27 protein-coding genes are annotated in these 26,285 nt (G+C 57.5%); 18 read left to right on the top strand and 9 right to left on the bottom strand.

Annotated elements, in window-relative coordinates; genetic code table 11:
* The first annotated feature begins 5 nt into the window (after positions 1 to 5).
* The 5 genes from FFM81_RS05105 (at position 6) to FFM81_RS05085 (ending at position 5,395) form a co-directional block, all read left to right on the top strand.
* Entirely contained in the window at positions 6 to 1,076 is a 1,071-nt protein-coding gene (locus FFM81_RS05105; protein WP_003565795.1) for a glycosyltransferase family 2 protein, read from the top strand.
* Positions 1,073 to 2,827 carry an ABC transporter ATP-binding protein gene (locus FFM81_RS05100; protein WP_128397557.1) on the top strand — a complete coding sequence of 585 codons (1,755 nt, stop codon included), beginning with the start codon at positions 1,073 to 1,075 and terminating at the stop codon, positions 2,825 to 2,827. Before FFM81_RS05105 ends, FFM81_RS05100 begins: the two co-directional genes overlap by 4 nt.
* Before the next feature lie 5 nt (positions 2,828 to 2,832).
* A complete protein-coding gene (locus tag FFM81_RS05095; RefSeq protein ID WP_375164582.1) occupies positions 2,833 to 3,984 on the top strand; it encodes a glycosyltransferase family 2 protein in 1,152 nt (383 codons plus the stop codon).
* 514 nt (positions 3,985 to 4,498) lie between these two features.
* On the top strand, positions 4,499 to 4,834 hold the full coding sequence (locus FFM81_RS05090; RefSeq protein ID WP_138384926.1) for a hypothetical protein: 336 nt from the start codon (positions 4,499 to 4,501) through the stop codon (positions 4,832 to 4,834).
* A gap of 354 nt (positions 4,835 to 5,188) precedes the next feature.
* On the top strand, positions 5,189 to 5,395 hold the full coding sequence (locus FFM81_RS05085) for a hypothetical protein (RefSeq protein WP_003565801.1): 207 nt from the start codon (positions 5,189 to 5,191) through the stop codon (positions 5,393 to 5,395).
* A 415-nt stretch (positions 5,396 to 5,810) separates the two neighbouring features.
* On the opposite strand, the gene FFM81_RS05080 is transcribed toward FFM81_RS05085, so the two are convergent.
* The 6 genes from FFM81_RS05080 to FFM81_RS05055 all read right to left on the bottom strand — a co-directional run bounded on the left by FFM81_RS05080 (position 5,811) and on the right by FFM81_RS05055 (position 9,435).
* A complete protein-coding gene (locus FFM81_RS05080; protein WP_138384925.1) occupies positions 5,811 to 6,059 on the bottom strand; it encodes a hypothetical protein in 249 nt (82 codons plus the stop codon).
* Positions 6,060 to 6,161: 102 nt separating this feature from the next.
* Positions 6,162 to 6,869, bottom strand: coding sequence for a TfuA-like protein (locus FFM81_RS05075; RefSeq protein WP_138384924.1), 708 nt, complete (start codon positions 6,867 to 6,869; stop codon positions 6,162 to 6,164).
* Complete coding sequence (locus FFM81_RS05070; protein WP_138384923.1) at positions 6,866 to 8,056, bottom strand: YcaO-like family protein; 1,191 nt, start codon at positions 8,054 to 8,056, stop codon at positions 6,866 to 6,868. The genes FFM81_RS05075 and FFM81_RS05070 overlap by 4 nt, the downstream gene beginning before the upstream one ends.
* Before the next feature lie 217 nt (positions 8,057 to 8,273).
* On the bottom strand, positions 8,274 to 8,699 hold the full coding sequence (locus tag FFM81_RS05065; protein ID WP_003565809.1) for a helix-turn-helix domain-containing protein: 426 nt from the start codon (positions 8,697 to 8,699) through the stop codon (positions 8,274 to 8,276).
* Positions 8,700 to 8,749: 50 nt separating this feature from the next.
* The gene (locus FFM81_RS05060) at positions 8,750 to 9,052 is read right to left on the bottom strand and encodes a hypothetical protein (RefSeq protein ID WP_003565811.1); all 303 of its coding nucleotides are present in this window, start codon (positions 9,050 to 9,052) and stop codon (positions 8,750 to 8,752) included.
* 80 nt (positions 9,053 to 9,132) lie between these two features.
* Positions 9,133 to 9,435, bottom strand: coding sequence for a hypothetical protein (locus FFM81_RS05055; RefSeq protein WP_164895902.1), 303 nt, complete (start codon positions 9,433 to 9,435; stop codon positions 9,133 to 9,135).
* Here FFM81_RS05055 and FFM81_RS05050 point away from each other — a divergent pair.
* From FFM81_RS05050 to FFM81_RS04990, 13 genes are all read left to right on the top strand, one after another.
* Positions 9,335 to 10,219, top strand: a complete 885-nt coding sequence (locus FFM81_RS05050) for a DUF6030 family protein (RefSeq protein ID WP_138384922.1) — start codon at positions 9,335 to 9,337, stop codon at positions 10,217 to 10,219. The two genes, FFM81_RS05055 and FFM81_RS05050, sit on opposite strands and share 101 nt — an antisense overlap.
* 559 nt (positions 10,220 to 10,778) lie before the next feature.
* On the top strand, positions 10,779 to 11,852 hold the full coding sequence (locus FFM81_RS05045; RefSeq protein ID WP_003565815.1) for an endo-1,4-beta-xylanase: 1,074 nt from the start codon (positions 10,779 to 10,781) through the stop codon (positions 11,850 to 11,852).
* Positions 11,853 to 11,883: 31 nt separating this feature from the next.
* The gene (locus tag FFM81_RS05040) at positions 11,884 to 13,035 is read left to right on the top strand and encodes a glycosyltransferase (RefSeq protein ID WP_003565816.1); all 1,152 of its coding nucleotides are present in this window, start codon (positions 11,884 to 11,886) and stop codon (positions 13,033 to 13,035) included.
* Positions 13,035 to 13,541: an acyltransferase gene (locus FFM81_RS05035; RefSeq protein ID WP_003565817.1), complete on the top strand. Its 507-nt coding sequence runs from the start codon at positions 13,035 to 13,037 to the stop codon at positions 13,539 to 13,541. Before FFM81_RS05040 ends, FFM81_RS05035 begins: the two co-directional genes overlap by 1 nt.
* Entirely contained in the window at positions 13,538 to 14,440 is a 903-nt protein-coding gene (gene pssM / locus FFM81_RS05030) for an exopolysaccharide glucosyl ketal-pyruvate-transferase (protein WP_003565818.1), read from the top strand. Before FFM81_RS05035 ends, pssM begins: the two co-directional genes overlap by 4 nt.
* Before the next feature lie 150 nt (positions 14,441 to 14,590).
* Positions 14,591 to 16,093, top strand: coding sequence for a lipopolysaccharide biosynthesis protein (locus tag FFM81_RS05025; RefSeq protein ID WP_003565820.1), 1,503 nt, complete (start codon positions 14,591 to 14,593; stop codon positions 16,091 to 16,093).
* 31 nt (positions 16,094 to 16,124) lie between these two features.
* On the top strand, positions 16,125 to 17,156 hold the full coding sequence (locus FFM81_RS05020) for a polysaccharide pyruvyl transferase family protein (protein ID WP_003565821.1): 1,032 nt from the start codon (positions 16,125 to 16,127) through the stop codon (positions 17,154 to 17,156).
* 12 nt (positions 17,157 to 17,168) lie between these two features.
* Positions 17,169 to 17,990, top strand: a complete 822-nt coding sequence (locus FFM81_RS05015; RefSeq protein WP_003565822.1) for a hypothetical protein — start codon at positions 17,169 to 17,171, stop codon at positions 17,988 to 17,990.
* Between the two features lie 85 nt (positions 17,991 to 18,075).
* The gene (locus FFM81_RS05010) at positions 18,076 to 19,020 is read left to right on the top strand and encodes a glycosyltransferase family 2 protein (RefSeq protein WP_025416848.1); all 945 of its coding nucleotides are present in this window, start codon (positions 18,076 to 18,078) and stop codon (positions 19,018 to 19,020) included.
* 24 nt (positions 19,021 to 19,044) lie between these two features.
* On the top strand, positions 19,045 to 19,929 hold the full coding sequence (locus tag FFM81_RS05005) for a glycosyltransferase family 2 protein (protein WP_003565824.1): 885 nt from the start codon (positions 19,045 to 19,047) through the stop codon (positions 19,927 to 19,929).
* Positions 19,926 to 20,909: a glycosyltransferase family A protein gene (locus FFM81_RS05000; RefSeq protein ID WP_025416849.1), complete on the top strand. Its 984-nt coding sequence runs from the start codon at positions 19,926 to 19,928 to the stop codon at positions 20,907 to 20,909. Before FFM81_RS05005 ends, FFM81_RS05000 begins: the two co-directional genes overlap by 4 nt.
* Positions 20,910 to 21,122: 213 nt before the next feature.
* Positions 21,123 to 21,581: a glycosyltransferase family protein gene (locus FFM81_RS04995; protein ID WP_003565826.1), complete on the top strand. Its 459-nt coding sequence runs from the start codon at positions 21,123 to 21,125 to the stop codon at positions 21,579 to 21,581.
* Entirely contained in the window at positions 21,578 to 22,054 is a 477-nt protein-coding gene (locus FFM81_RS04990; RefSeq protein ID WP_025416851.1) for a glycosyltransferase, read from the top strand. Before FFM81_RS04995 ends, FFM81_RS04990 begins: the two co-directional genes overlap by 4 nt.
* Positions 22,055 to 22,094: 40 nt before the next feature.
* Here FFM81_RS04990 and FFM81_RS04985 read toward each other — a convergent pair whose 3' ends face one another.
* The 3 genes from FFM81_RS04985 to FFM81_RS04975 all read right to left on the bottom strand — a co-directional run bounded on the left by FFM81_RS04985 (position 22,095) and on the right by FFM81_RS04975 (position 26,028).
* Positions 22,095 to 22,790, bottom strand: coding sequence for an SGNH/GDSL hydrolase family protein (locus FFM81_RS04985; RefSeq protein WP_138384920.1), 696 nt, complete (start codon positions 22,788 to 22,790; stop codon positions 22,095 to 22,097).
* Positions 22,791 to 22,941: 151 nt separating this feature from the next.
* Positions 22,942 to 24,249, bottom strand: coding sequence for an HlyD family type I secretion periplasmic adaptor subunit (locus FFM81_RS04980; protein ID WP_003565830.1), 1,308 nt, complete (start codon positions 24,247 to 24,249; stop codon positions 22,942 to 22,944).
* Between the two features lie 15 nt (positions 24,250 to 24,264).
* Positions 24,265 to 26,028 carry a type I secretion system permease/ATPase gene (locus FFM81_RS04975; RefSeq protein WP_003565832.1) on the bottom strand — a complete coding sequence of 588 codons (1,764 nt, stop codon included), beginning with the start codon at positions 26,026 to 26,028 and terminating at the stop codon, positions 24,265 to 24,267.
* Positions 26,029 to 26,285: the final 257 nt, after the last annotated feature.

Raw genomic sequence — 26,285 nt, 5'->3', positions numbered from 1 at the left:
ACGCCATGACTGCTGCTACAGCCCCTTTGATCACCATCGTCATACCGGCTTACAACGCCGAGAAAACGCTTTTGGAAACATTGGGAAGCGTCTCCAGTCAGTCCTACGACAAGCTGGAGATCCTGGTGGTCGACGACGGATCGCGGGATGGCACCTTCGATCTTGCCCGCGACTATGGCCTGAAAGATGACCGGGTTCGTGTTCTCCGCCAGGACAATGGCGGGGTTGCGCGTGCGCGCAACCATGGGATCAGAGAGGCGCGCGGCCTCTATATCGCCCCCGTCGATGCCGACGACATATGGCATCCCGAGAAAATCGAGCTTCAGCTTCAGGCGCTGAAAAAGTTTCCGGACGGACACGGGGTTGCCTATAATTGGTATGCGGCGATCGACGAAAACGGCATCATCTTCGGCCATTCACGCCCGGTCCTGCATCAAGGCGATATCTTCGAACTCCTGCTCCGGGAAAACTTCATCGGCAATGGCAGCACGCCCTTGATGCCGCGGGCGGATGTCCTTGCCTGCGGCGGTTATGACGCCGGCCTGCGTGATGCCGGCGCCGAAGGGTGCGAGGATCTGAAACTTTATCTCGCTTTGGCCGAGAAATTGCCGTTCGCGCTGGTTCCGGATTTCCTCACCGGTTATCGCTTCACCCGGGGGAACATGTCCAGCAACGCCCATCGGATGCTGAAATCCCATGCCTTGGTAATGGCACCGATCGCTGCGCGTTATCCGCAGCTTGCGCGCGATATCCGGGCGGCCCAGTTCAACACGGCGCGCTGGTATTTCAAGAAGGCCTTTTTTGACGGCGATTACCCCCAGGTGAAAAAGCTGGCGCCGATGATGGCCGGAAAATACACCCCGCAGCTGATCATCTACGGCATGCGGGACAGCTGGCGCCAAGCCAAACGCCAAGGCATCGCGATGGCAAAGCGCGCCCTTGGCAGACCCCCGGCCCGGCCGAAAACCCGCTTCGCAGGTGCAGTCCTTCCACAACCTGGAACGGCATTCAGCGATCGTTTCACGACCGTCCCCGTCAAGGACGCAGTGAAGCCGACCGGGGGCAGCCGACCATGAATAGGTTTCGAAAACCCGCTCCCGCCAAACCGACAGGCGCCTATAATCTGATCATCGCGGCTCGGTTCCGCGAGCTCCGGCAACTCGTACCGGCGCTGCACCTCAAGATGACGGTGATGATCATCCTCGGCATTCTGACAGGTTTCTTGGAAATGGTGGGGATCACTTTTCTGGTCAGCCTCGTCTTTCTTCTCGGGCAGCAAGGCCCGGTTTCCGGCTCCGGCGCTGCATGGCTTCCAGCCTTTTTCGGCAGCATCGACCTCAGTCTTTCAAAGCCAGTGCTGATCGGGATCCTCGTCGGCTCCATCCTGTTACGGATTTTTCTCGGATGTGCCAATGCGCTGATTGCAAGCGCCATCAACCACCGCATCAGTGATCGCGTGCGGGATCGTCTCTACGCCAAGGTCTTGACCATACCCTTCCAGCGCTTTCAGGATTACGAGCGCAGCGACCTGATCAACGTCATTGCAACCGAATCTTATGCGGTATCGTCGGCGCATGCCAACCTGGTGCGTCTGGGAGTCAATTTCGGCACGATCGTTATCTTCGGCATCGGCATGCTGGTCATGGCCTGGCCGATCGCCCTGCTTGGGCTCGCCTTCGGCTTCATCCATAATTTCGCGCTCGGTCTTTTTGCCGGCGCCTACCGCCGCCTCGGCGCCTCGGCACTGGCGGCGGTGGAAGCCTTGACCCAGTTGAGCTGGACAACGCTGCAGACCTTGAAGGCCGTCAAAAGCTTCGGCTTGGAACCGCGCCACCAGCAGCTTTTCGAAGCGCTTTCCCGCGACGTCGGCCAGACCTGGCGCAAATCGGACCGGATGGGGGCGATGACCTCGCTCCTCAGCGAGGTCCTGACCTTCGGAGTCATTCTGACGATCATCCTGTCCTCGGAATTCCTGCCGGTGGATTTCAAGGCGGCGCTCTCGGCCACCATCCTTCTTTACCGGCTTCAGCCGCATATCAAGGGATTCGATTCCCAGATCCTCAGCCTTTACGAGATGGAAGCCTCGCTGCAGAACGTGCTGGCGCTGCTATCGGAAAAAGACGACACCAAACAGACCTCGAAAGGGCAGCCTGTAACCCGCCTGGCAGATGCGATCGTCTTCCACGATGTCTCATTCGCCTACGAGCGTGCGAACGCCGCGGCTGTCAGCCATCTCAATTTTTCGATCCGAGCCGGTGAGACAACGGCGCTGACGGGGCCAAGCGGTTCCGGCAAGACGACGATCCTCAACATGATTCTCGACCTCACCCGGCCGACCCAAGGCAGGATCACGGTCGACGGCAGGGATCTCGCAACAATCGACCGCTCCAGCTGGCTGCAACTACTCTCCGTGTCGGGCCAGGACGTCGAACTGATGGAGGGCACGGTGCTCGACAACATCAGATTTCGTCGCGATATCTCGGAGGATGATATCCGCTGGGCCGCCGATATGGCCTGCGCAACCGAGTTCATCGAAGAACTACCGTATGGTTTCGATGAATGGCTGGGCGACGAGGCGATCCGGCTTTCGGGCGGGCAAAGGCAGCGCATCGGCCTGGCGCGCGCCCTCGCCGGCCGGCCACAGATCCTGCTGCTGGACGAAGCCACGAGCGCGCTCGACGAGGATACCGAGATGCGGGTGTTTGCCGCGATGAAGGAAGACGCCGGCAGGACGCTGATCGTTGTCAGCCATCGGCCCGCCGTCGCCCGACTGATGAAGAACCGGATCGATCTCCGTCCGCCCTCACCGACCTCCAGGCTGGGGTGACGGCTATGAAGCTCGTGACGATATCAGGGATTGAGGTGGCGGTCGTCATACCCGCCTATAATGCCAGCCCCTACCTTGCCCAGACGCTCCAATGCGTTGTCGATCAAACCCATAAGGCCCTGGAAATCATCATTGTTGACGACGGCTCAACCGACGAGACGGCGTCTATCTGTCGCCGCTTCGCCGCCGCCGATCCAAGGATCAAGCTTCTGTCGACAGAAAACCGCGGCGTCGCTGCGGCCCGTAATATCGGCATTGCGTCATCGACCTCAGACTATATCGCCTTTCTCGATGCGGACGACCTCTGGCATCCGACCTATGTCGAGCGCATGCTTTCGGCTCTCCATCCCCTCCCAGAGGCCTGGGGGGCGGTCTACGCTCTTCACCGCTTTATCGACACCGAGGGATATTGCACGAAATCAGGCTCGTCAGTGAACGCCCGGGACTGCATTTTAGCGCGTCATCTCGTTTTCCGCTTCGTCGGCAATGGCAGCGGTTTCATGGTTCGCCGCGCTGTCGTCGATAAGATCGGCGGCTACGATCCGCGTTATGCCAGGCAGGGGATTGGCGGATGCGAGGATTTCGATTTCGAACTCCGTACGGCAGAGCATTTCAAAATCGAGACGGTGCCGCTGGGTCTGGTGGGATACCGCCTTCACGCGGAAGCCATGTCTGCCGACAAATCGCGGATGGCTCGATCGCTACTGGCGGTGAGCGAGCAATGCATTGCCCGCAATCCAGAACTGCCGGCTTATGTCGTCAGTTGCGCCCGTGCCTCGGCGCATCTCTATGCATTTTCAAAATATGCCAGTTTGAAAGATTGGCAGAGCGCCGCGACTTCGCTGAAATACATCTATGATCATAGCCCGACGCTCGCTGCCAGCGTGCTGGTCAGATTGATCCTTACGAAAGCCAGGAGAGCCGCACGCAGGACCTTGCGCAAAGCCTGGCCGGTCGGGCGGAAAACAGAAAGGAATGTCAAGAAATTCGAAGAGATAGACCCGCTTTCCCCCTTGGTGGGCGGTTGGTCACGCTTCAGAACGAAAGCATTGCTCCGGCGCCTGTCGGAAATCGATCGGGCTGGTGGATGCTGTGCGGCGACCTCGTCAGCCGGCCTGATGCCTGGCGGCCGAGCATTGTCAAATATCCAAAGTTAGAGATCTCCTCATTCGACCGCCGTCATATTATGTTCCGAAATTTGAAATGTCCCCGAATATCAGTAAGTAAAAATAGAGATTAATTCGGGGAAAAAGCATTCACCCCAATAATAACATGTGACAATAAAGGATTTGCCTGCGATCATACCTTTGCACTGTGCAAAACTTCCTACTGGAGGACCCGCCACCACCCCGGCGGGTTCTCAACTTGTTTCACGACAAATCGCCGCAGGCGCGCGCCCGTATTGCTGCCTCAACATCGATACATCTTGTTTCGGATGGTGATATTTCATTGGTGCGGTCGCCGTGATGAGCAACCTCCATCACCGGCAAATGAAGATGGAAGCGCTGTCTATCCCGGGAATATTTCCACCGATGCTTCAACTCACAACTGAATCCCCTTCGAGCAGGAACGTTATCTGGCCGACAGGAAACTGTCATTAAGTCGATATTATTATCAGGTAGACATCAAAAAGTATAATATCCATGCGTAACAACAGTGCATCTCATAATCATGACCAGACTTAATTTAATAGTCATGCAATTTATATTGAAACACAACCTCTATCTGAAATTAGAAATTTTACCTTTTGATAAATTTCGACTTGCTCTATCCGATTTTCGAACCCAACTCATTGACCATTACATTTCTACGGATATCCGCATGACCGCTTCCCAAGGAGAAGAAAACTTCCGGAAAACCATCCACGGTTTTCAATTACATAGAAAGCTTGCGGTATCGCTGATGAGTGTGTCACGGCTGAAGGACCAACAGCTGGGGATGGCCGCACGCCGCATAGGTGCCGATGCAGTTCGCCGTGGCGCGATGACGACATTGGAGAAGCATTGATCTATAGTATACTGATAATCAACCGATTTTATAGTTCACTGCGTCCCACCGGACCAGGTTCGGCGGCGATGGTCGGCCTATCGTTTCGAACCTTGGCACAGGATCTGGCGCCTCCAACGGAAAATTCGCGGCATCGGGATGCCGACCCGTCGCTGACGCGTTTCCCGATCCGAGACAATCGATAGTTGGCAATGCGACGTCGTCCCGTTTCGTCCGCCGCAAAGGTCTTATGGTATGCCAAACCTGTGTCGAAATGGTCGCACCTCGATAGCGAATTAACCCTTCATAAAGCATTTGCTTGCTCAACTTATAATTTGTGTCATGGTGACTGTAAGTAGTGAGGGAGCCGACCTGATGAGTGATATGGCATCGCATATTCCGGAATTTGGTTACGATGAGCGCGTCATGATCTGCCGGAAGCAGATCGAAAAGGCGGTCTATCAGTTCATTGCAAACACGAAGGTTGACGGATGCGATCCGGCGGAGGTCGCCATGGCCATCGCCGACATAGCCGACGATTACATTCTCCTGCTGGCTCAGAAGCGTAATCTGACCCATTGATCAGGGATCGACCATTGGTCGGCCGATCGCCCGGCAGCTGAACGCAAAGTCGCCGCCGCTTCCCTGCCAGGAGGTAACGTCAACGTGATCGTTTATCACGCGCTATATTAAACCCTCAGGCTCAAACCGACCGGCGACAATCAGACTTCTCCACCTACAATTCAGGACCGACTGAAAAACCTCGGCGAGCCACGGGCGTCCGTCTCTGCGCCTGATCCTCCCCGCAATCGAGTGAACGCCCGCTTCGGGAGATGACTGCGCTTTTGCACCAGCGCACGCAAAATCGCGAAAACCGGTTGATTTTCGCGGTCATCCACATGAGCTTGAACGGTGAACATTCAACGGCGCGTCAAGCGACGCGCCGTTGTTTTAATGCATGTCGTCCCCCACGCTCTACGCTACCCGACGCCATGCATTAATGGCTTCTCACACTCGCTTGCGGAACCGGCGGACGCAATTCTGCCAATTCCCTGGGCAACCCCTCCCCCAGTTCCTGCTTCACCGCCTCGAGCGCCAGATCGAGGCAATTCGTCGCGAACGGCAGCTTGACATCCTGTGCGACCTGCCGCGCATAGGCGATCATCCGCGCCAGCGCGATGAGTTCGTTCAGACCGTCCTGCGCCCCCTGGTCTGCATTTATCTTGGCAATCGATGTCACGTCCATGACCATTTCTCCAACGAATTGAAGGAATGATACGCGCGTAGACGGGGTCGAGCCCGTGAAAAAAGCGTGACACAACCCTTGGTGAAGACTGCTGCCTTCGCTTTACAATGCAGGACGCGTATGGAACGCGGTTGCGTGCAGTTTCCCGGGCAGATCGGCCTTCGAACGGATGTTGGGGGCTTCCTGCACGGCTTTCAGCAATTCCAGGGCATCGATGCGTTTTTGATCGACGGAATTCGAAAGGAGTGCCGCCAGCAGTCGCGGACGGTCCGGCTCAGCGATACCGGCACATTGCTCGACGATCGCCCGCCACGTCCGCTTCTTGAAAAAGGTCGCATCTGCCGCATCTTCGAGTTCCTGGCGCAGCCCAACTGCCAGCAGTCCGCCATCCTCCATCGAATCGAGGGTGGCGCTGACATTGACGAGCGGTATCGTCAGCGGCTTGCTGCCGAGTGCCGTCGGCGCGTGCACGAGTGCGACGGCGGCATCGTCGACCAGCCGGCCGGTGCGATAGTCTTCGAAAATGCGGCCGATCCCGATCATCCCGAATGAATGACATTCCGCCGCCCGCAAGGCGCCCATGCTTGCTGCCCCGAAAACCGCCACGCCGAGCGAGAGAGCATGGAGAATTTCCTTATGTCGAACCGGTGCGGCATATTCAAAACCGCCGTCGATCAAGCCGATGACATTGGCGCCCTGCTCCACCTGAGCCAGGACATCGCCCTGCATGGCGGGCGGCAGAACGCGCAGCGCCTCGCCAGCAAGCGATGCCGCATCGGGAAGACTGGGACCTGCGAAAACGATCTTCAAAATCCTATCGCCTTGGCCAGAGCCCTTGTTCCAAATCGCCGAGCGCGCCCTCCCTCCGGATTTTCGAGCTCGGGGATAACCACCTTGACGACGCTGAAGGGAAGCGTGTCGTTGCTGAGCAGAACTCGGATCACCGAAGTGATCCCTCGGTTGCGCAGAGCGTCAAGCACATGCTGCAGCAACTGCGTCAAATCCTGTTGCCGATATCCTGGCGCCCCCTCACGGCGGAGGGCGGCTGACGGTGCGGCAACCGCATCGAAAGCTTGCCGCATCAGCGGCGGAAGGGATCTCGAGAAAGTTGCAGGAGAAATATCGTCCCTGGCGCCGCTGATATAGGTCAGCCGGGATTGCACGGCTTCCGTCACCGCCCGAATGGCGGCGCGGACGGGAGACGGATGCGCCCCGGTGCCGCCCGTCACTTCGACGAGGCGAATGCCCCTGTCAGCGTAAAGATGGCTGGAGCCCGAAACCAGCTCCCCAGGACCCAGCATGGCGGTGAAACAGGGGACTGCGATGTCGCTGGTGATATCGAACAGCCTGAGCGCCAATCCCGATGCTTCGATCTTGTCGACCAGCCCGTTAAGGGCATCGTCCTCAAAGCCGCGGGGATCGACGCAGCCGAAATAGAGATCGGCTTCCCCGCTCACCTGCCACAGCACCTGAGCGTCACGCTCGATACGCTCCAGCACGCCATGAAAGATTGCCTCCTCAGCGCTGTTTCCCGAAGCCAGGCCATCCGACGACATCCAGTATCGCGCGTCACGCGTCCGGTCGAGCACCACCGTTTCGAAAGGAATGTGGATCTCGCCGCCCGTGAGGAGATTGATGCCGGCAACCCATTCGGTCTCGTCATCCGGCCCGAGATCGGGTTTATGGACGGCGGTCAGGCAGTTCAACCGGTCGACCTGGTAGCCCGTCGTCTGGAGGCGGGAAGAGGAACCATGGATGCGCTTGACGAAGGGTTCGCCGGCAACCGCCCGTTCAAGCGCCTCCATGACCGTGGATACCTTGGCGTCCAGATCGGTCACGCCCTTTCCCTGAGCAATGACGATCGACCGCGAATTCGGGGCATAGGCACACCAGACAGGGATTCCGATGTGGTCCAATCCAGTATGTCGCGCAACCCTGGTGATGCCGAACTTTTCCAAAAAAGGTTCAACACGGGAAAGAGTTTCCCCCGGCGATATGATCCTATCGGAATAGTGGGCCCGGTGTGTCAGAATGCCGCCTCACCCGTCGCCGTCACTCCGCAGAAGCTAAGCCAATTGATAAGGGCTGAATTCATGGCGCACCGGCATAGCGATGGGTTATCATCAACAGCTCCTTGATCGAAGAGCGGACCGGTCGCCATTCGTCTCGTTCAACGGCAGATCGCCGAAAGTCTGCAGGCGGCACGATGCGCCCTCAGCCGTTAATAACCGGATCCTGCAACTCACCGTCGATTTCCGATAGCCCCGCGACGGCCAGACTTTTCGCCAGTGCCACCAGTTTTTGCCTGATATTCGGATCCTCGATGGCGATGAATGCCTTGTTGAGCGCCAGCCCCTCCTTCGAGGACAAAAACCTGTTCAATTCGCTCGTCTCGCCTTCGATCGGTCCGGAACCACCGTTCTCGAAGAAAAAACCGATGGGCACACGAAGAATCTCGGATATGCGCTGAAGACGGCTGGCACCTATTCGGTTTGCACCTTTTTCGTATTTCTGGATCTGTTGGAAGGTAATGCCCAGAAGTTCGGCCAGACCGTGCTGGGTCATCCCGAGCGTCTTTCGCCGGACCCTCACGCGGTTGCCAACATAGACGTCGATCGAATTCGGGGATTTAGCCTTCATGTGAATAAGTCTCCCACTTTATCAGCATGCCCAGCCGTATAATGGAGAGTTTAAGCAAAAATGCAACTAAAAGTAAATATTTCATAGGGATTTTTTTGGGCGCTGCGCATAGTAAAAACAACCTGTGGATTATTGCAGCGGATGCCCTTGGAGCGGATGCGCATCGCACTGTCGCGCGTACTGCTGCTCGAAATCAGGGCTGCGGGACACCTGCTTCTAAAGAGGCCTTTTGAGCCACGGCAAACTCGGCAAAAACGGCATGCTTTCGACATAATCAAACGGGCCTTGTCTAAGCCGGTATCCAGAAGCAGCGTGCTTAGGGTGTTTTCGACCAGAACTTGTTTCAGCAGCATGAAGTGATCATCCCTCAAGTAACAAGCAAAATATATAATCTGGAGTTTTACAATTAAAGACAAAACCAGCGGCAACTGCTTCATAGAGCGACGAGCGACAGGGCAAACCGTTCGCGATCGAATCGGTGATGCGCCTTCGCCGAATCTGTCGCGTCTATCCTGATGGTGATGCACAAAGGCGCCCAATTGCCGACATGAAGCCAAAGATATTTAACGGATAAATGTATACTGCTGGATTTAGACAGCCCGATCGAAACCCTTCTCGCACCGGAGAAGACAAGCTTGCCCGAGAATTCGTCCGCAAATGCAAAACAGCCATTGGGAAAACCGAAGATTCCCGTGGTCTTCTGGTTGCTGCTGACGATCTCCCTCTCGCTGGTCATGGGGACGGTGCTTCTTTCCAACGATATGAAACACTTGAAGACGGTGAGCCATTATTTTGGCTTCGAGCTCTTTCCCGCTGATGTTAGGCCGCCTCCCCCCAAAGCTCTTCCGCGCCCGACGCCGCCTGCCGCCTTCAAGCTCCCCTTGCATCTCATCGAACCGCCATTGGCACAGACCGCGGCGACTTTCCTACGCACATGGCGAATATCCGGGCCGGCAATGTGTGCCGCGCTACGCGATGCCGGCATCGCAACCAGCGATTGGGTGGCGGCGAGCTTTAACGCCGATACGTTCGAATGCTTTTTCGAACATGGCGGCAAGCGGGAGAAGGATCAGCTTCCGAGCTCCATCTTCGTCATCGTTCGCGGCGACGCCGCTGGCGCGATCAACAATATGCGGGTGAAAATCATCAATCCCGAGACAGATCAAAACGGCCAGCTCGATCCCGGCATTCTGCGGATCTTCGAAACCATGTTGCGACAACCGCAATGGCTCGATTTCCATGAGACGCTGAACGCGATCAGGGATTTGAAAGACATCAAGGAAGACGGCTTCGGAGCCAGTATCAACTTCACCCGTGAAGTGCTCAATCCCGGGCGCTATAATTTCACGCTGTCGCTGGATGCGACCTCGGGACCGCAGAAAAGAACAAGAAGCTATTTTTCCGACAGAACATGGCTTCCATCGCCGGAGCCCACGGCCGAGAACGACGTACGCTCGGCACCGGCATCCACGCCTGCCGATGCCGAGGGACCGGCAACAAAGCCGGACCATCCGCATTAAAGCAATTTCAGCAAAAATGCGGAGCGGTATGCCGTTGCGAATTGCGTGAAAACGAAGAAAAAGAGCATATCCGTGATTCCGAAAAAACGGATATGCTCTAGGGGCTGCCGAGATTATGCGGCGGCTATCACACCATGTAACTTGCACCCTCGTGATGCCTCAATGCAACCACAAGGAGGCTCTGATCAGCGCTGCAAACAGGATGACAATGACGCCGGCGACGCCGAGGACAAGGGCTGTGAACGGCCGGACATCGAGCAGAGATAAATCGTTTCGGACAGTCGCCATAAAAAAACGGCATTTTGAAATGCCATATGAAAACAGCTCATCAGATAGCTAAACCGATCTTCCATCGCGAGCGCCCTCTAGAACCGTATGTGTCTTGGAGGACAGCTGGAAAGTCTAGCATATACTGACAATATCCCCTGGTTCGAAAGTATATTTGAGGTTGCATTACTTTATTGAATTGAACGCGAACCCCGCGATGGATCGTTGCCGGCTAGTCCAGCCCCTCAAAATTGCGCCGCGGACATGAAAAAAGCCAACAGTGAGAGATAAAATGAATAGAAGACGTTTCCTCGCCTCGATTCCGCTTGCTCTGTTGTATGCCAATGCCGGCGACGTCCTGGCACAGGTGCCTCCGGCGAGCGGGTTGCGCCCCCTTGCCGACAGCAAGGCGTTCCGACTCGGATCGGCAATCGACCTGCAGAACATCACCGACCCAATCGCTTCCGGGATTTACACCGACAACGTCAATTCGATAACGCCGCGAAACGAGTTGAAATGGAATGCCACAGAAAAGAGACCGGGTGTTTTCAATTTCAAGAGTGCCGACCTTATGGTTGCATTCGCGCGAAAAAACAACATGAGGGTTTATGGCCATACGCTGATCTGGTATCGCGTCCCGGAGTGGGTCTCGGACATCGACGACGCAAAGACAATTCAGGCGGCGATGAACCGTCATATTAAACAGGTTGTCACTCGCTATAAGAACTCGATCGACGCTTGGGATGTGGTGAACGAGCCGTTGGAATATGATGCGCCGGATATGCGGGATTGTGTTTTCCGACGCCTTCTTGGCGACGATTATATCCGTATGAGCTTCGACATGGCGCACGAGGCCAATCCCGGGGCGACGCTGGTGCTCAACGAAACGCATCTGGAGAAAAAATCCGACGTGTTCGAACAGAAGCGCGCGCGCATCTTGAAGATCGTCGAGGATCTCGTCGCCAAGAAGACGCCGATCGGCGCCGTCGGGCTGCAGTCGCATTTCCGCCCCGGCCTCGACCGAATCGATCCGGAAGGAATGGGCCGTTTCTGCGCGGCGCTGAAGGATATGGGTGTCGGCGTTTTCATCACCGAACTCGATGCCTCCTGCCACTTTTTGAACCGCGACAAAAGCTTCACGCCGGCGTCATACGCCGATATTTTCAGCGACGTGATCACCGTGGCGGCCGAACATGGCGACTTGAAAGGCGTGACGGTATGGGGCATGTCGGAAAAATACGGCGAGCACGATGAGAAGGACGCCGGTCCCGGCGCGGTCTGCACCAAGCGCGTTAATCTCTACGACGAAAACAATGCGCCGAGAAGTGCGGTTGATGGCATCCGACGGGCAATAGAGGCGATGTGATGCGCAAGACAACGGAGACGTCGACAGATTCATGAGAAAAGCCGTTATTTACGTGGAAAAGTTTTTGCCTGCCAGCCAGGCATTTGTTCTCAATCAGGCGGTGGCGTTTCGTTCCTTCGAAGCTGAAATTCTTGCCGGTTCGCGAATTTCTTCCGCCCATACCAAAAAATCCACTGTTCCGGTTCATGACATCCGTCGGTCTCCCGTTGCGCGGGCCGGTGAACTGCTTCTGAAAATCCCGCAGATCGGCCTTCCCTTTCTCTTTCCCGCGATCGGTAATGCCGATCTCGTTCACGCCCATTTCGGCAAAAACGGTTATGTCATAGGCCCCTTAGCTCGTGCCGCAGGCAAACCGCTGGTCACGACCTTCCACGGCTTCGACGCCACCTACGGCGGCGATCCGAAAAAGCCGGGCGGCTTCAACCAGGTGCGCTTCTTCGCCAAGGGCCGCAGTGAAATGGCCGGCTGGAACAGCTGGAATATTGCCGTTTCCGACTTCATCCGTGACCGGCTGCTGGCTCTCGGTTTTCGCGCCGACCGGGTCTTTCGCCATCATATCGGCATCGATCTCGATCTCTTCAAAATGGAGCCCCGTCCGCGAAAAAAGGGATTAGTGGTTTCAATTGCCCGCTTCGTCGACTACAAGGGCCATCGATTCATGATCGACGCGTTGTCCCGCGTGGCAGCGGCCGGCACGCCGGTCGAATTCGTCATGGTCGGCCAGGGTCCGTTGAAAGAGGAAATCGAAGCACTGGCGCGTCGTTCCTTGCCAAGCGTCACGATCCATGAAAATCTGTCGCAGACTGAGATAAGGGATCTGCTCGCCAGTGCAGAGCTTTATCTCCATGGCAGCGTGACCCTCGACAACGGTCACGCCGAAGCTTTCGGCCTCGCCAATCTGGAGGCGGAAGCCGTCGGGACTCCGGTCGTCGCATTTCGCTCGGGAGGCGTGGGCGAAGCGATCGAAGAGGGGAAAACTGGTTATCTCGTGGAGGAGCGGGATGTCGCAGGAATGGCGGAAGCGGTCGGAAGACTGCTCAACGACCGGGCCCTGTGGACAGCCTTCAGCGCGCGGGCACCGCTTCTGGTGGCCGAGCGCTTCGACTTACGTCGTCAGACGGGGATGCTCGAGGACTATTACAGTTCCGTGCTAGACGAATATTCCAGCCGGGGTCGGACTTGATGGTGCAGACGGGAAAAAAGCCGAAGTGGGGACTGAATGTATTTCGGCCGCTGCGGAATGGAATTGTGACGGCCAAATGGCTCTATTATACGAAGTTCTGGGGAATGGACATCGATCCGACCGCCAGCTTTTCGCTCAGCGTGCGGTTCGACAAGACCAACCCGAAGGGATTGCATATCGGCGCGGAAACCTATGTCGCCTTTGAGGCGGCGATCCTGACGCATGATCTCACGCGCGGGCTCTACCTTCACACGAGAATCGGCAAACGCTGCTTCATCGGCGCCCGCAGCATCATCCTGCCCGGCGTTGAAATCGGCGACGAATGCGTCATCGGCTCCGGCTCGGTGGTGACCAAAAGCGTTCCGCCGCGCTCGCTTGTGGCGGGCAATCCGGCAAAGGTTATTCGCAGCAACATCGAGATCATTTCACGTTACGGACGCATGGCACGCGAGGATGAGGCGATCTCGCAGGTCGTCACGCATTTGCCGACTGGAGAAGCACGATGAAGATGTTTGCCTACCGCGGGAAACACGAGAATTTTGGCGACGAGCTGAACCATTGGCTTTGGGAGCGCCTGCTGCCCGGCTTCTTCGACGAGGACGAAGGGCAGCTCTTTCTCGGCATCGGTTCGATCCTCTACGACAATTTCGATCCGAACATGCAGAAGATCGTCTTCGGCTCAGGTTATGGGGGCTATACCAACCCGCCGAAGGTCGACGGCAACTGGACCTTCTATTTCGTGCGCGGAAAAAAGACCGCCGAAGTCCTCGGCATCGATCCGAGCTACGCCATCGGCGATTCGGGCATCCTGACGCGCAGCTGCTGGGATGCCAAAAGCATCGAGAAGCGCTATCCTGTCTCCTTCATGCCGCACTACGAAAGCGCCATGTACGGCAGTTGGGATAAGGTCTGCGATCTCGCCGGCATCCACTATATCGATCCGCGCTGGTCGGTGGACAAGGTTCTGACCGAAATCAGCGCGTCGCATAAGGTCGTCTCCGAGGCGATGCATGGCTGCATCATATCAGATGCGTTGCGCGTTCCATGGCGGGCGATCCGCCCGATCGCGCCGGGCAATCGTGCCAAGTGGTACGACTGGGCGAGTGCGCTCGATCTGGAGATTGATTTCGACCCGATCGGCCCGTCGAACCTCGTCGAAGTCGGAGCGTCGCTGGTACGGAAAAATACCACCCTGTTGAAGAACATAACGTTCCGTCACCGCCGGATCCGGCAGCTGACCGGAAATTACGTCCTCGGATCGACAGTCAAGACATTGCAGCGGGTGGCGGAGAAGCCGGGTCAGCTCAGCACTGATGAGGCTATCGCAAGAGCACACGAGAGAATGCTGGTCGAACTGAACCGGCTGAAGCAAGATTTTTCCAAGAAAACGGCAAGCGCCCTTTAAGGTCGCAATCGGTTTCGCGATGAGGCAACAAAGCATGATGCTTTCCAACTCCATCAATCCTCTCTGCGCCGGCAAGGGGCAGAGGCATTTTGGATCGGTATGCGGCCCGCTTGAATGGTCGATGTTCCAGACGGCGGGAGCGGTGCGCCCATGAGCAGTGTGACCGACCGACTGATTCAGGGCAGCATCTGGCTGAGCCTGTCTCGCGCCATCGTCAACGGGCTTTCGGCACTCAGCACCTTTGTGCTGGCCTGGTATCTCGTACCGGCGGATTTCGGTCTCGTCGCCATTGCGACGACGATCCAGGTCATCTTGAGTTCGGTCACCGAACTTTCGCTCAATCAGGCGCTCATCCGCCACGAGTCTCCGAGCGAAACCCACTTCAGCGCGGTTTGGACATTGAGCGTGACAAGAAGCGCCATATTGGCGCTGCTGTTTGCCGCCGCGTCTTATCCGATCGCCGAATTTTATAACGAACCTCGGCTGACCAGCGTGATGCTTGCCCTGAGTTTCAGCCTGCTTCTCAGCGGTCTCGCCAATCCGCGGCGCGTCATGCTCCAGCGCGATCTGATCTTCTGGCAGGAATTCGTGCTGAACGTCTCGCAAAAGCTGGTCGGTTTTGTCGTGACAGTGGCAATTGCCGCCATCTATCAAAGTTATTGGGCGCTCGTTATCGGCACGCTTGCCTATCAAGTGACCAATATCATCGTGTCCTACACCGTCTTGCCATTCTGGCCGCGCATAACCTTCCGCCATGCCCGGGAACTGTTTTCCTTCTCCGTCTGGCTGACGGCCGGACAGATCGTCAATACGTTGAACTGGCGGATCGAGTATCTGCTGATCGGCAAGATGCTCGGCGCCACGCAGCTTGGTCATTATACCGTCGGCAATACGCTTTCGACACTGCCGACGCGCGAGGCGACGGCGCCGTTGAACCAGACGATTTATCCGGGTTTTTCCAAGGTCCGCAACGATCCGGTCCGCCTCATCGCAGCCTATCAGCGCGCGCAGGCGCTTCTGGCTGCGGTGGCGCTTCCGGCAGGTATCGGCATGGCTGTTGTGGCTGATCCGATGATGCGGCTGGCCTTGGGAGAGAAGTGGGCTCCTGCGATCTTCATCGTCCAGGCACTCGCATCGGTCTTCGCCTTGCAGACGCTCGGTTCGCTCGTCCAGCCGCTGGGCATGGCGAAGGGCCATACCAAAATGCTGTTCATCCGCGACACGCAGATGCTGGTGGTTCGCGTTCCCATCATCATCGCCGGCCTGATGATGGCCGGGCTTCCGGGCGTCGTTTACGCGCGGGTGTTGACGGGTCTGATTTCCACCGTCGTCAACATGCTTCTTGTCAAGCGGCTGATCAATCTGCCGTTCCTCCAGCAGCTCGCGGCAAATTTCCGCGCGCTTGCCAGCGTCGCCCTGATGGCCGCCGGCGTCTGGGGATTGTCGCATGTCTTGAACACCCCCACCGACAAGCCGGCGCTGGCCCTGCACCTTGCCGTCCTCGTCGTCACCGGCGGTATTCTCTATATCGGTTCCAGCTTTGTCCTTTGGCTCGCAATGAAGAAGCCAAATGGCCCCGAAACCGAAGTTCAGCGTATCGTCGTCAAGTTCCTGTCAAAAGCCAAGCGTATTGCCGTTCCCAAGTCGGCTTAAAGCAAAAACGAACATTAACAAGTGAGGCAAAATGACCAGCCTATCCAGATCTGAGCTGATCGCAAAACTCAATGGAATGATCCATGATTGCCTGAAGGACTATGTCTCGCGCGACGAGCCGCTCGCCATTCTCGACTTCCCCGACATCCGCAATTGTGGCGACTCGGCGATCTGGCTGGGTGAGATGGCCTATCTCCAGGATCGTTTCGGCAAGCGCCCGGATTATGTTTCCAGACTATACGACTTTTCCGCGGAAGAGCTGAAACGGCGAGTTCCCACAGGCCCGATCTTCATCCACGGCGGCGGCAATTTCGGCGATATCTGGGTTGCCCATCAGGATTTCCGTGAGGCGATCATGGAGCGTTTCCCGGATCGGCAGATCATCCAGTTCCCGCAGTCGATCCACTACAGTTCGCCTGAGCGCATCGAGCAGTCGAAACGGGCAATCGGGCGCCACAAGAATTTCGTGCTGCTCGTGCGCGACGAAGAATCGAAGGAATTTTCCGAGAAACATTTTGACTGCACGGTCCGGCTATGCCCCGATATGGCTTTCGCCATCGGCGCGCTTCCGCAAAGGGCGACGCAAATTCCCGTCCTAGCCATGCTGCGCGAGGATGCGGAACGGGTTGGCGGCACCGATCGCAATATCCCTTCCGACATTCCTGTGGAAGACTGGATCACGGAGTCAAAACGGAAGGTGAATATCGCCAAGAAGCTGGGCGTAGCTTCGGCCTATCTCGCATTGAAGCCAAGCGAAGTTGCCTTGCGCAGGCTGGACGCCGCCGCGCACAACCGCTTCGAACGCGGCATCAGCCAAATCTCGCGTGCCCGCGCAATCGTGACCGACCGCCTGCACGTCCATATCTGCTCGGTGCTGCTCGGCCGTCCGCATGCCGTGCTGGACAACAGCTACGGAAAGATCCGCCGCTTCATGAATGCCTTCTCCGGCGGCACGGATCTTTCCTACAAGGCGACCTCGCTCGAGGACGGGATCGAGTGGGCGCGTCACCAGGCGGCCCAACGGCGTATCGATAACAAAGAAGCTATGAGCCTGCGGGCTTAAGGGGGTTATTCGATGCCACTTGTCACCTTCATTATCCCGGTCCGACATCAGGACAATGCCCGCGACTGGAGCAGGCTGAAGGCAAATCTCACCCAAACCGTGGCCTCCATTTCCAATCAGACCAATGGAGATTGGCGCGGGATTATCGTGGCGAACGAAGGTGCCGACCTGCCTGATTTGCCGGAAAAATTTTCCGCCGTGCGGGTGACTTTTCCGCCGAACGACCTGCATGAACTCGGCAAGGGCAGCAAGGAAGACTTCCTCGACGCCTTCCGGGCAGACAAAGGCCGGCGCGTCCTGAGCGGCATGTTGACCGCCGCCGATAGTCGCTTTTTCATGATTGTCGACGACGATGACTTCGTCAGCTCTCGCATCGTGCAGCACGCATCCGAAAATCGGGACGCGAACGGGTGGACGATCGACCATGGTTATATCTGGGACGATGGCGGCAATTTCCTGTTCGGCCACGATGATTTCAGCCATCTCTGCGGCACTTCGCTGATCATTCGTGCCGATCTCTACGAACTCCCCGGTCGCTTCGAGGATGCTTCGCTCGACTGGATCAAGTCGATGCTGGGCAGCCATGTCCGCATTGCGAACATCCTGTCCCAACGTGGAGCGCCGCTGACGAAACTTCCCTTTCGCGGGGCAGTCTATCGGGTTGCCCATGGCGGCTCGCACAGCCAGGCACCGAGCCTGCTGCGGCAGTATTTCCTGAACCGCGGCGTGCTCACCAAACCGCGGCGGTGGTTGCGTAATCTTCGCAAGCTGAGGGTTCTCGGCGAAAATCACCGGCGCGAGTTTTTCGGCAAAACACGGTCGAACCCCGCGTAAGGCGCCGATCCCGTTCAAACATCGCACAGGCAGTTCAAAATATGAGGCTTTTCGCTTTCGACTTCACCAAGAGGGTTGGTCACTGATGTCGGATCTATTCGTCAGCGTACTCTTTTCCTCCTACAATGGCGCCAGCCGCCGGCTGCGCCATACTTTGGATTCCTTGGTGCGCCAGGAGCTTCCTCATGATCGATGGGAACTGATTGCTGTCGACAACAACAGCAATGACGACACGTTCGATCTTTTGACGTCATTTAGCGACAAGCTCCCCATCACCATCCTGCAGCAGCGCAAGCCGGGAAAGTCCGGGGCGCTGAATTTGGCTCTGGATCGGGTGAAGGGAGATCTCGTTGTCTTTACCGATGACGACATACGGGCCGAACCGAACTGGCTGAGAGCCATCGTCGACTGCGCCGTCGCCCATCCGGGCTATGGCGTCTTCGGCGGCAGGATCGTCCCCGATTGGGAAAAGCAGCCGAAAGGCCGCTTCATCGAGTGGATTCCGATGGGATCCACCTTTGCAATCGTGGATGAAACGCAAAGCGGGCCGTGTGACCCGACAAAGGTCTGGGGCCCCAATACGATCATCCGGCGGGAACTGCTGGGAACCAGTGTGCGCTACCGGGAAGATATCGGTCCTCTCCCGGGAAAGATATTTGCCATGGGGGAAGATGCGGAGATCATCATCCGTCTGGCGGCAAATGGCGCCAAATCCTATCGATGCGCCGAAGCCGTGGTTCATCACTGGATTCCTGCATCCAGTGTCACCGAGGATTGGGTGCAGAAACGCGGTGAGCGTCTTGGCTATGGCATGCCGGCGCTCTTTCCCGACGAGGTGCCTGGAGGAGTGCGGCTGAGCGGAGTTCCGCTTCCGACCTGGATCGAAAGCGCGCAATGGGCATTCCGGGCAGCCACGCTTTATCTCCTGCCGCAGTCCAAGAAGCGTTTCTGGGCGATCTGGAAATATTACTACATGCGGGGTTATCGTGCGGGAATTCGCCGATATGCGCCGCAGACGCTGGCGCGGTGATCGATTGATCCAGGAGGCGGTAATTTGAAACTCTCGGTGCTCATCAATAATTTCAATTATGGCCGCTTTCTCGGCCCATGCATCGATAGCGTCCTGTCGCAGGCCTACCCCGACTTCGAAGTGGTGGTGGTCGACGACGGATCGACGGATGATTCCCGCGAGATTCTTGCCTCCTACGGGGATCGGATTTTGGCTGTCTTGAAGGAAAACGGCGGTCAAGCCTCGAGCTTCAATGCAGGTTTTGCGGCGGCAAGCGGCGATATCCTCTTTCTCCTTGACGCCGATGATGCGTTTTTGCCGGGCAAACTCGCACGGATTGCCGAGATCTACGATCGCAACGAGATCGACTGGTGTTTCGACCGGGTGACGACCGAGGAAAGCGACCAGCCTTCTGCAGAATTGCAGGTGACGCTGTTCGACAAGCGGGACACGCTTCGCAAGGGAGGCTTTCCCTCGCTTCCGGTCCCAACATCGGGCCTGAGCTTTCGCCGCAGCCTGCTGTCGCAGATATTGCCGATGACCGTCGCGGCAGATGTCGTCCTCAGCGACAATTATATCAAATTTGCCGCAGCCTTTCTCGGCCGCGGCGCCATCGTCGAAACACCGCTGACCTTCCAGCGCATTCATGCGTCGAACCGCTATACGGGCACAAGCAGGGCAAAGACGCTGCGCCCGCGGATCATGATCGCGACAGGGCTGGAACTGGCCCGCCGCTATGATGGGCTGCAGATGCTCGGCAAGAGCCTTGTGGCCGGCGGCATCGCCGAGACTACATCGCTGCTGAAGCTCCGGAGCGAAGCGCGCAACACGGTCGCCGGTGGTCCGTTCGGCGATGCTGCCGCAACCGAGGTGGCCCTGATGGCGGCGCGCAAGCGTTTGGGAAATATGCTGCGGAGGGGACAGTCATGACCCAGCAGGAAACTTTGCCGCACGCATCCCTCGGCACCGATCAGGCAGCTGATGCGCCATTGAAGATTGCCGTCGGCGTGCTGACCTATCGGCGCCTGGACGGGATCGCCAAGCTGCTTGACGTCATGACGCGCCAGATCAGGCACCCGGCCCGCCCCTATCATCTTACCATGGTGATCGTGGACAATGATGCGGCCGGCAGCGCAAAGGCAACGGTGGAGGGCTTTGGCCAAACCGGCGCCTACGACCTGATCTATGTCGTCGAGCAAAACCAGGGCATCCCCTTTGCGCGCAACCGCGCGCTGGATTCGGCGCCTCCCGGCACCGACCTCTTCTGCTTTCTCGACGACGACGAATGGCCGGTCGACGGCTGGCTGGACGCTATGCTGGAGACCCGCGAGAAAAACCGCGCCGATTGCGTCTATGGCCCCGTCCAGCCAGTCTATCCCGAAAATCCGCCGCAATATTTCATCAAGGCCCGGGTATTCGAGCGCAAGAAGAACATCGACGGCCAGCGCATCGGTTATGCGGCTTCGAACAACGTCATGTTCGACTATCCGCTGATCCGCTCATGGAATCTTCGCTTTGAGGAGAAGATGCGCTTCACCGGCGGTACGGACTATCTTTTCTTCAATCAGGCCATTCGCCGCGGCATGCAGATTTTCTGGGCTGACAAGGCACTTGTCTATGACATCGTTCCTGCGAACCGGATGACCTGGAAATGGGTATTGCAAAGACAGTACCGACTTGGCAATACCTTCGCAGTCAGCGAGGTTTTGCATGGCAACCTCAAACGCCGGGTCTACCGGGCGGCATATGGCGCCACGAGAGTCGTACTTGGACTGGCGATGCTGCCGGCAATCCTGATTTCACCCTACTGGGGCATGCGAGCCCTCACCCATGTTCTGCGCGGCGCGGGCATGGTCAATGGGATCCTCGGACATGCATACCAGGAATATAAGCCCAATGCCGCTCTCTAATATTGTTTACGGGAGCTTGTTTCGGACGAGTTTTAACGCATCTTATGTTCCAAACCAAAACATCATTTTTGATTGGCCCCCGCATGAACGTCAAGGCTTCGACCAACCCTGCCAAGAATGGTACAGTTCAACGGTACGCTCGGGACACAACCGCTGTTCGAACAAAACGGTTTTTCGCTCTTTCCGTCGGTCAAATATAGGAGATGCCTGTCTATGACTGAGAAAAAATTAAAGGTTCTCGCTGCCTCGTCAGGCGGCGGCCATTGGGAGCAGCTGATGGCGATGCGCGGCGCCTTCGAGGGCTGCGATATCGTTTTTGCAACGACCATCCCCGGCTTGCTTGCCAAATATGATATTCGCGACGGGCTGGTCCTTCCCGATTGCAGCCGCGACTCGATTACCATGTCGATCCGATGCTTTTTCAGCGCCTTCGCCATCGTTATCAAGCAAAGGCCCGACGTCGTCATTTCCACAGGTGCTGCACCCGGGCTTTTTTGCCTGCTTGCCGGCAAATTGACGGGCAAGCGGACGATCTGGATCGACAGCGTCGCCAATGTCGAGAAGCTGTCCCTGTCGGGAAAATTGGCTGGCCGCATCGCGACACTGTGGCTGACGCAATGGCAGCATTTGTCGCGGCCTGATGGTCCCCACTACGCAGGAGCTGTGCTTTGATCCTTGTCACCGTCGGAACACAGCTGCCGTTCGATCGCCTCGTCAAGGCCGTCGACACCTTCGCAAAGGATTTGACCAGGCCGGTTCTGGCGCAGATCGGCAAGGGCAGCTACACGCCACAGAATATGAAATGGATCAAGAATATCGAGCCTGCGGACTTCGATAGCGTCTTTCGCGACGCGACGGTCATCGTCTCTCATGCGGGGATTGGCACTGTGCTGACTGCGAAACGTTTTGGAAAACCGATCATTCTCGTGCCCCGGCAGGCGTCGCTCGGCGAGCATCGCAACGATCATCAGCTCGCAACGGTAGGCCAGCTTGCCGGCCGGCCGGGCATCTATGTCGCGCATAGCGACGAGGATCTAAAAAACTATCTTCTCGACGATCTGGACAGCCCCTCTCGCGAGGACCCGTCCGAGCTTGGACGCGCTTCGCTGGTCAACTATCTTAAAGGTTATCTCGCGACAGTCTGAACCCGAGAGCGCGATAACGCGCTCTCGGCAGCGGAGGTCTTCATTCTTTGCAATTGCCGCCGGCAATATGTTTGACAAGTTCCGGCACGATGATGTCGGATGCAATGTCAGGCAGAGGATGGGCGCCATCCGGAATAGCCGCAGCCAGATCCCCCGGCGTCAGACGCTGCCAGTTCGGCCGGTGGTCGACAAACTCCAGACCCCGTTTCTCTGCCTCCGCCTGATGGGCCGAGATGTAGCTGCCGACAAAGGGGCGGATCAGGCCGCGCAGTCCCGAAAACGGATTCATCGCCATGACGATGATCCGCGATTTTGGTAGGCGCTGCCGAAGCTGGTCTAGGATGTCGCCGATATCCTTTCGGCTTTGCGCAAGCGACACGAAGCGCTGTAATGCTGCGTCGTTAGCATAAAGTTCGATCAGAACGATATCCGGCTCTTCGGCAACGACCCGATCAATCTGGGTCAGAGCCCATAGCGACGTCTCGCCACTCTTTGCAACGCTCCCGATTTTCACCGGCCTCTGCAGGCAGGCTGCAAGCCCTGTCTCGAGAGCGGGCTGCCACCCTCCCCGGGCCGTCAAAGATGTTCCGAAAGCGACTATTTTCAACGGCGGGGAATTCCCGGCATAGCCGCTTTTGGGGGTTGTGAACATCACCAGACACACCAAAAGCAGAAGCCATCCATAGGCCGATCGTCTCTCAATTGGCACCGCTCGCCAAAGCCGCAAACTTGTCATAGAGCAACCATATCTCGGCGGAACCGATAGGTCACGCTTCGGAAATCCGGTTGAAAGGGCAGCCATGCCGTTCTTGACCCAAGCTGCAGCAGGCTCGAGGCAAATTCATGAAGATGAGCTCATGCCGGTAGTGACGGCGGCCGAGCCGCCATCACTCCTCGCGAAATACGTGCTGCATCTGATCGGTCAGCGGCTTCGTCAGATAGGAGATAACATTTCTGTCGGCGATCTTGATGAAGACTTCGGCCGGCATGCCGGGGTAGAGCTTGATCGACTTCAACTTGGCGATGCTTGCAGCTTCGGGCTGGACGCGAACGGGATAATAGCTGATGCCCGTCCGCTCATCCTTGACGATATCGGGCGCGATCGACGTGATCTCGCCGCGCACATCAGGCGTCGTGCGCTGATCGAAGGCGCTGAAACGCACATCGACGGACTGGCCGACATGAAGCTGGTCGATATCGCGAGTGGAGACTTTCGCTTGAACCGTAAGATCGTCATTTTCGGGAACGACGAGCATCAGCGTCTCACCCGGATTTATGACGCCGTTCACCGTGTGAATGGAAAGCTCGTGAATGCGCCCACTGAGCGGCGCAGTAATGTCGAGACGGCGAAGTTGATCGAGGGCGGTGCCTCGGCGCTCTTCATTTTCGGCGATCTTCGCCTCAACATCGGTCAGTTCCTTGGCGATCTCCGAACGGCGATCCTCGTCCAGCTGGATCGTCTGGCGATCAATCTCGATTGCCTTGCCTTCGGCCTCCGCCTTTGCGGCAATTTCCTGGCCGCTATTGCCCTGGAGATCGGCGCGGGCGCGCTTCAGCGAATTCAGCCGTTGAAGCGTGACCAGCCCCTTCTTGTAGAGCGTATCGACGCCTTCGAGCTCCTGTTCGATCAGCCCAAGCGAATCATGGGTCGCGTCGATCTGAACGACCAAGCCCTTGATCTGCTCGGCCAGCTGATCCTTGCGCGACGCCAACTGGCTTTTCATGCCGACCAGCGCCGATCTGCGGCTGTCGAACAACTTCGTCTCGCCGTCGAGCAGATCCCGTGCCGCGGTGCTGGATGTCAGATCGCTGATGTTTTCCGTGACATTAAACGACTCGGCGTCGATCCGTTCGGCTTTCAGCCGGGCCCGGCGCGCATAAAGCTGAGCGAGTGTGCTCTCAACGATCGAGAGCTGTGCTTTTGTCGTCGTGCCATCGAGCTGTATCAGGACTTGCCCAGCCGTCACATGGTCATTTTCGGAGACCAGCAGTTTCGACACGATGCCGCCGGTCAGGTGCTGGATCTTCTTGACATCGCCATTGACGACGACCACGCCTTCGCCGATGACGGCGCTCGAAAGTTCCGTCGTTGCCGCCCAACCGCCAATGCCGCAAACGAGTGCGATCGACAAGGCGCCGACAATGGCGACATGACGATTGAGGGAGCGTTTCGATTCACTGATGACTTTGCTCACAATCTTCCTTCCGGCCTATTCGGCCGCGTTGCCGTCGACGACGACTTTTAGCTGCGCCACGCGCTCGGCAATCGATGTACGCGCCGGTTCCGGCCGGCTGACCCGCGCCAGAACTTCCTCCTTCGGACCGAATGCGATCATCCGGCCGTCCTGCATCATCAGCACGAAGTCGCAGACCGCCAGTACGCCGGACCTATGTGCGATGACGACGACGATGCCGCCGCGTGCGCGCACGCTCATGATCGCGGCACTCAGCGCCCGCTCGCCTTCTTCATCGAGATTGGAGTTCGGTTCGTCGAGCACGACGAGGAAGGGTTCGCCGTAAAGCGCTCTTGCAAGCGCGATACGCTGTCTCTGGCCGGCCGAAAGCGCGGCACCCCCTTCGCCGATTTCGGTTTCGTAACCGTTCGGCAGACGAAGAATGAGATCGTGGACACGCGCCGCCCGCGCCGCGGCAACCACCGCCTCAGGCGACATCTCCTTGGCGAAACGACAGATATTCTGCGCAACGGTTCCAGAAAACAGTTCCACATCCTGCGGGAGATAACCGATGTGGCGGCCGAGCGCGTCGCCATCCCACTGATCGAGCGCTGCGCCATCGAGGCGGATGGATCCCCTGACGGTCGGCCAGATGCCCATCATCGCCCGCGCCAGCGACGATTTGCCCGAGGCGCTGTAACCGATGACCCCGAGGGCGCTTCCTGCTCTCAATCCGAAGCTGACATCGGAAACAACCAGGCGCTGGCCCGCGGGCGGCCCGCTTGCCAGCCCTTCGACCGTCACCTGCTTGGAAGGCGCCGCCAGCGCCAGCGGTGCCGGAATTTCCGGAATGGTTTTCAACAGGTTCGCAAGCCGCGCCCAGCTTTGCTGGGCGGAAACGAAACCGCGCCAATTCCCGATCGCGGCTTCCACCGGCGCCAGAGCACGCGACGTCAGAATGGAGCCCGCGATGATGATGCCCGAGGAGGCCTGCCCTTGAATGACCAGGATCGCGCCGGTCGCAAGCGTTCCCGATTGCAGGGCAATACGGAAAATCTTCGACAAGGTCGCATATCCGTTCCCGACATCCGACGCCTGCCGGTTGATGAGCCGGAATTCACTATTCTTGCGGTCCCAGATTTCAGCCATGGTGCCGGCCATGCCCATGGCGTGAATGACCTCGGAGTTGCGGATCGAGCTCTGCGCAAAGGCATTGCGCATATTGGCGGCTTCGGATTGCCGTTTTGAGAGCGTCCGCGTTCCCTGGTTGGTCATGAACGTCAGGATGGCGAGAACCAGCGATCCACCGATCGCGATATAGCCGATCGCCGGATGAAACATGAAGCAGATGACGATATAGAAGGGAAGCCAGGGCAGATCGAACATCGCCGTCGGGCCCATGCCGGACAGGAAGGTCCTGATCTGGTCGAAGTCGCGCAACGGCTGAAGCCCGTCCCCGCCGATCTTGACCTTCAACGGCGCCTTGATGAGCGCCCGGAACACCCGTCCATTTACCATCTCGTCGAGCGCACCGGCGACGCGCACGAGCATTCTGCTTCTGAGAACTTCGAACGCGCCCTGAAAAGCGTAAAGGGTTAACGCAAGTATTGCGAGGGCTGCCAGCGTCGGTATGCTTTTGCTTGGGATGACGCGGTCATACACCTCAAGCATGAAGAATGAACTTGTGAGATAGAGAATATTGATGAGCGCGCTGGCTATGCCAATAAAGACAAGACCTCCCTTGCATTTTCGCAAGGCTTTGGATGGCTCGCTAACGTCCGCCGCTGAACTCTGAAACACCAAGTAATCCCTCTCTTACCGCATCGCACGCAGGTATACACCAGCGCCCATTGCAGTTACAGGCCACATCAAGCCCGATCATTGACATAGTCGCATCTGGATGTCGGCACCCGTGCCGAATCTCCGCTTGCAAGTTCACAACTAATATAAGAATCCCACCGAAAGATGACCGAAAATTGGAAATTTTTAGCGCGCGACTTCAGGGACCCTGACTTGACACTACGATAAATATACCGGCCCAAGCAAGTGAAAATCCA

Source organism: Rhizobium hidalgonense, from assembly GCF_005862185.2.
Taxonomy (GTDB): domain Bacteria; phylum Pseudomonadota; class Alphaproteobacteria; order Rhizobiales; family Rhizobiaceae; genus Rhizobium; species Rhizobium hidalgonense.
This window is presented reverse-complemented; position numbering and strand designations above follow the sequence as displayed.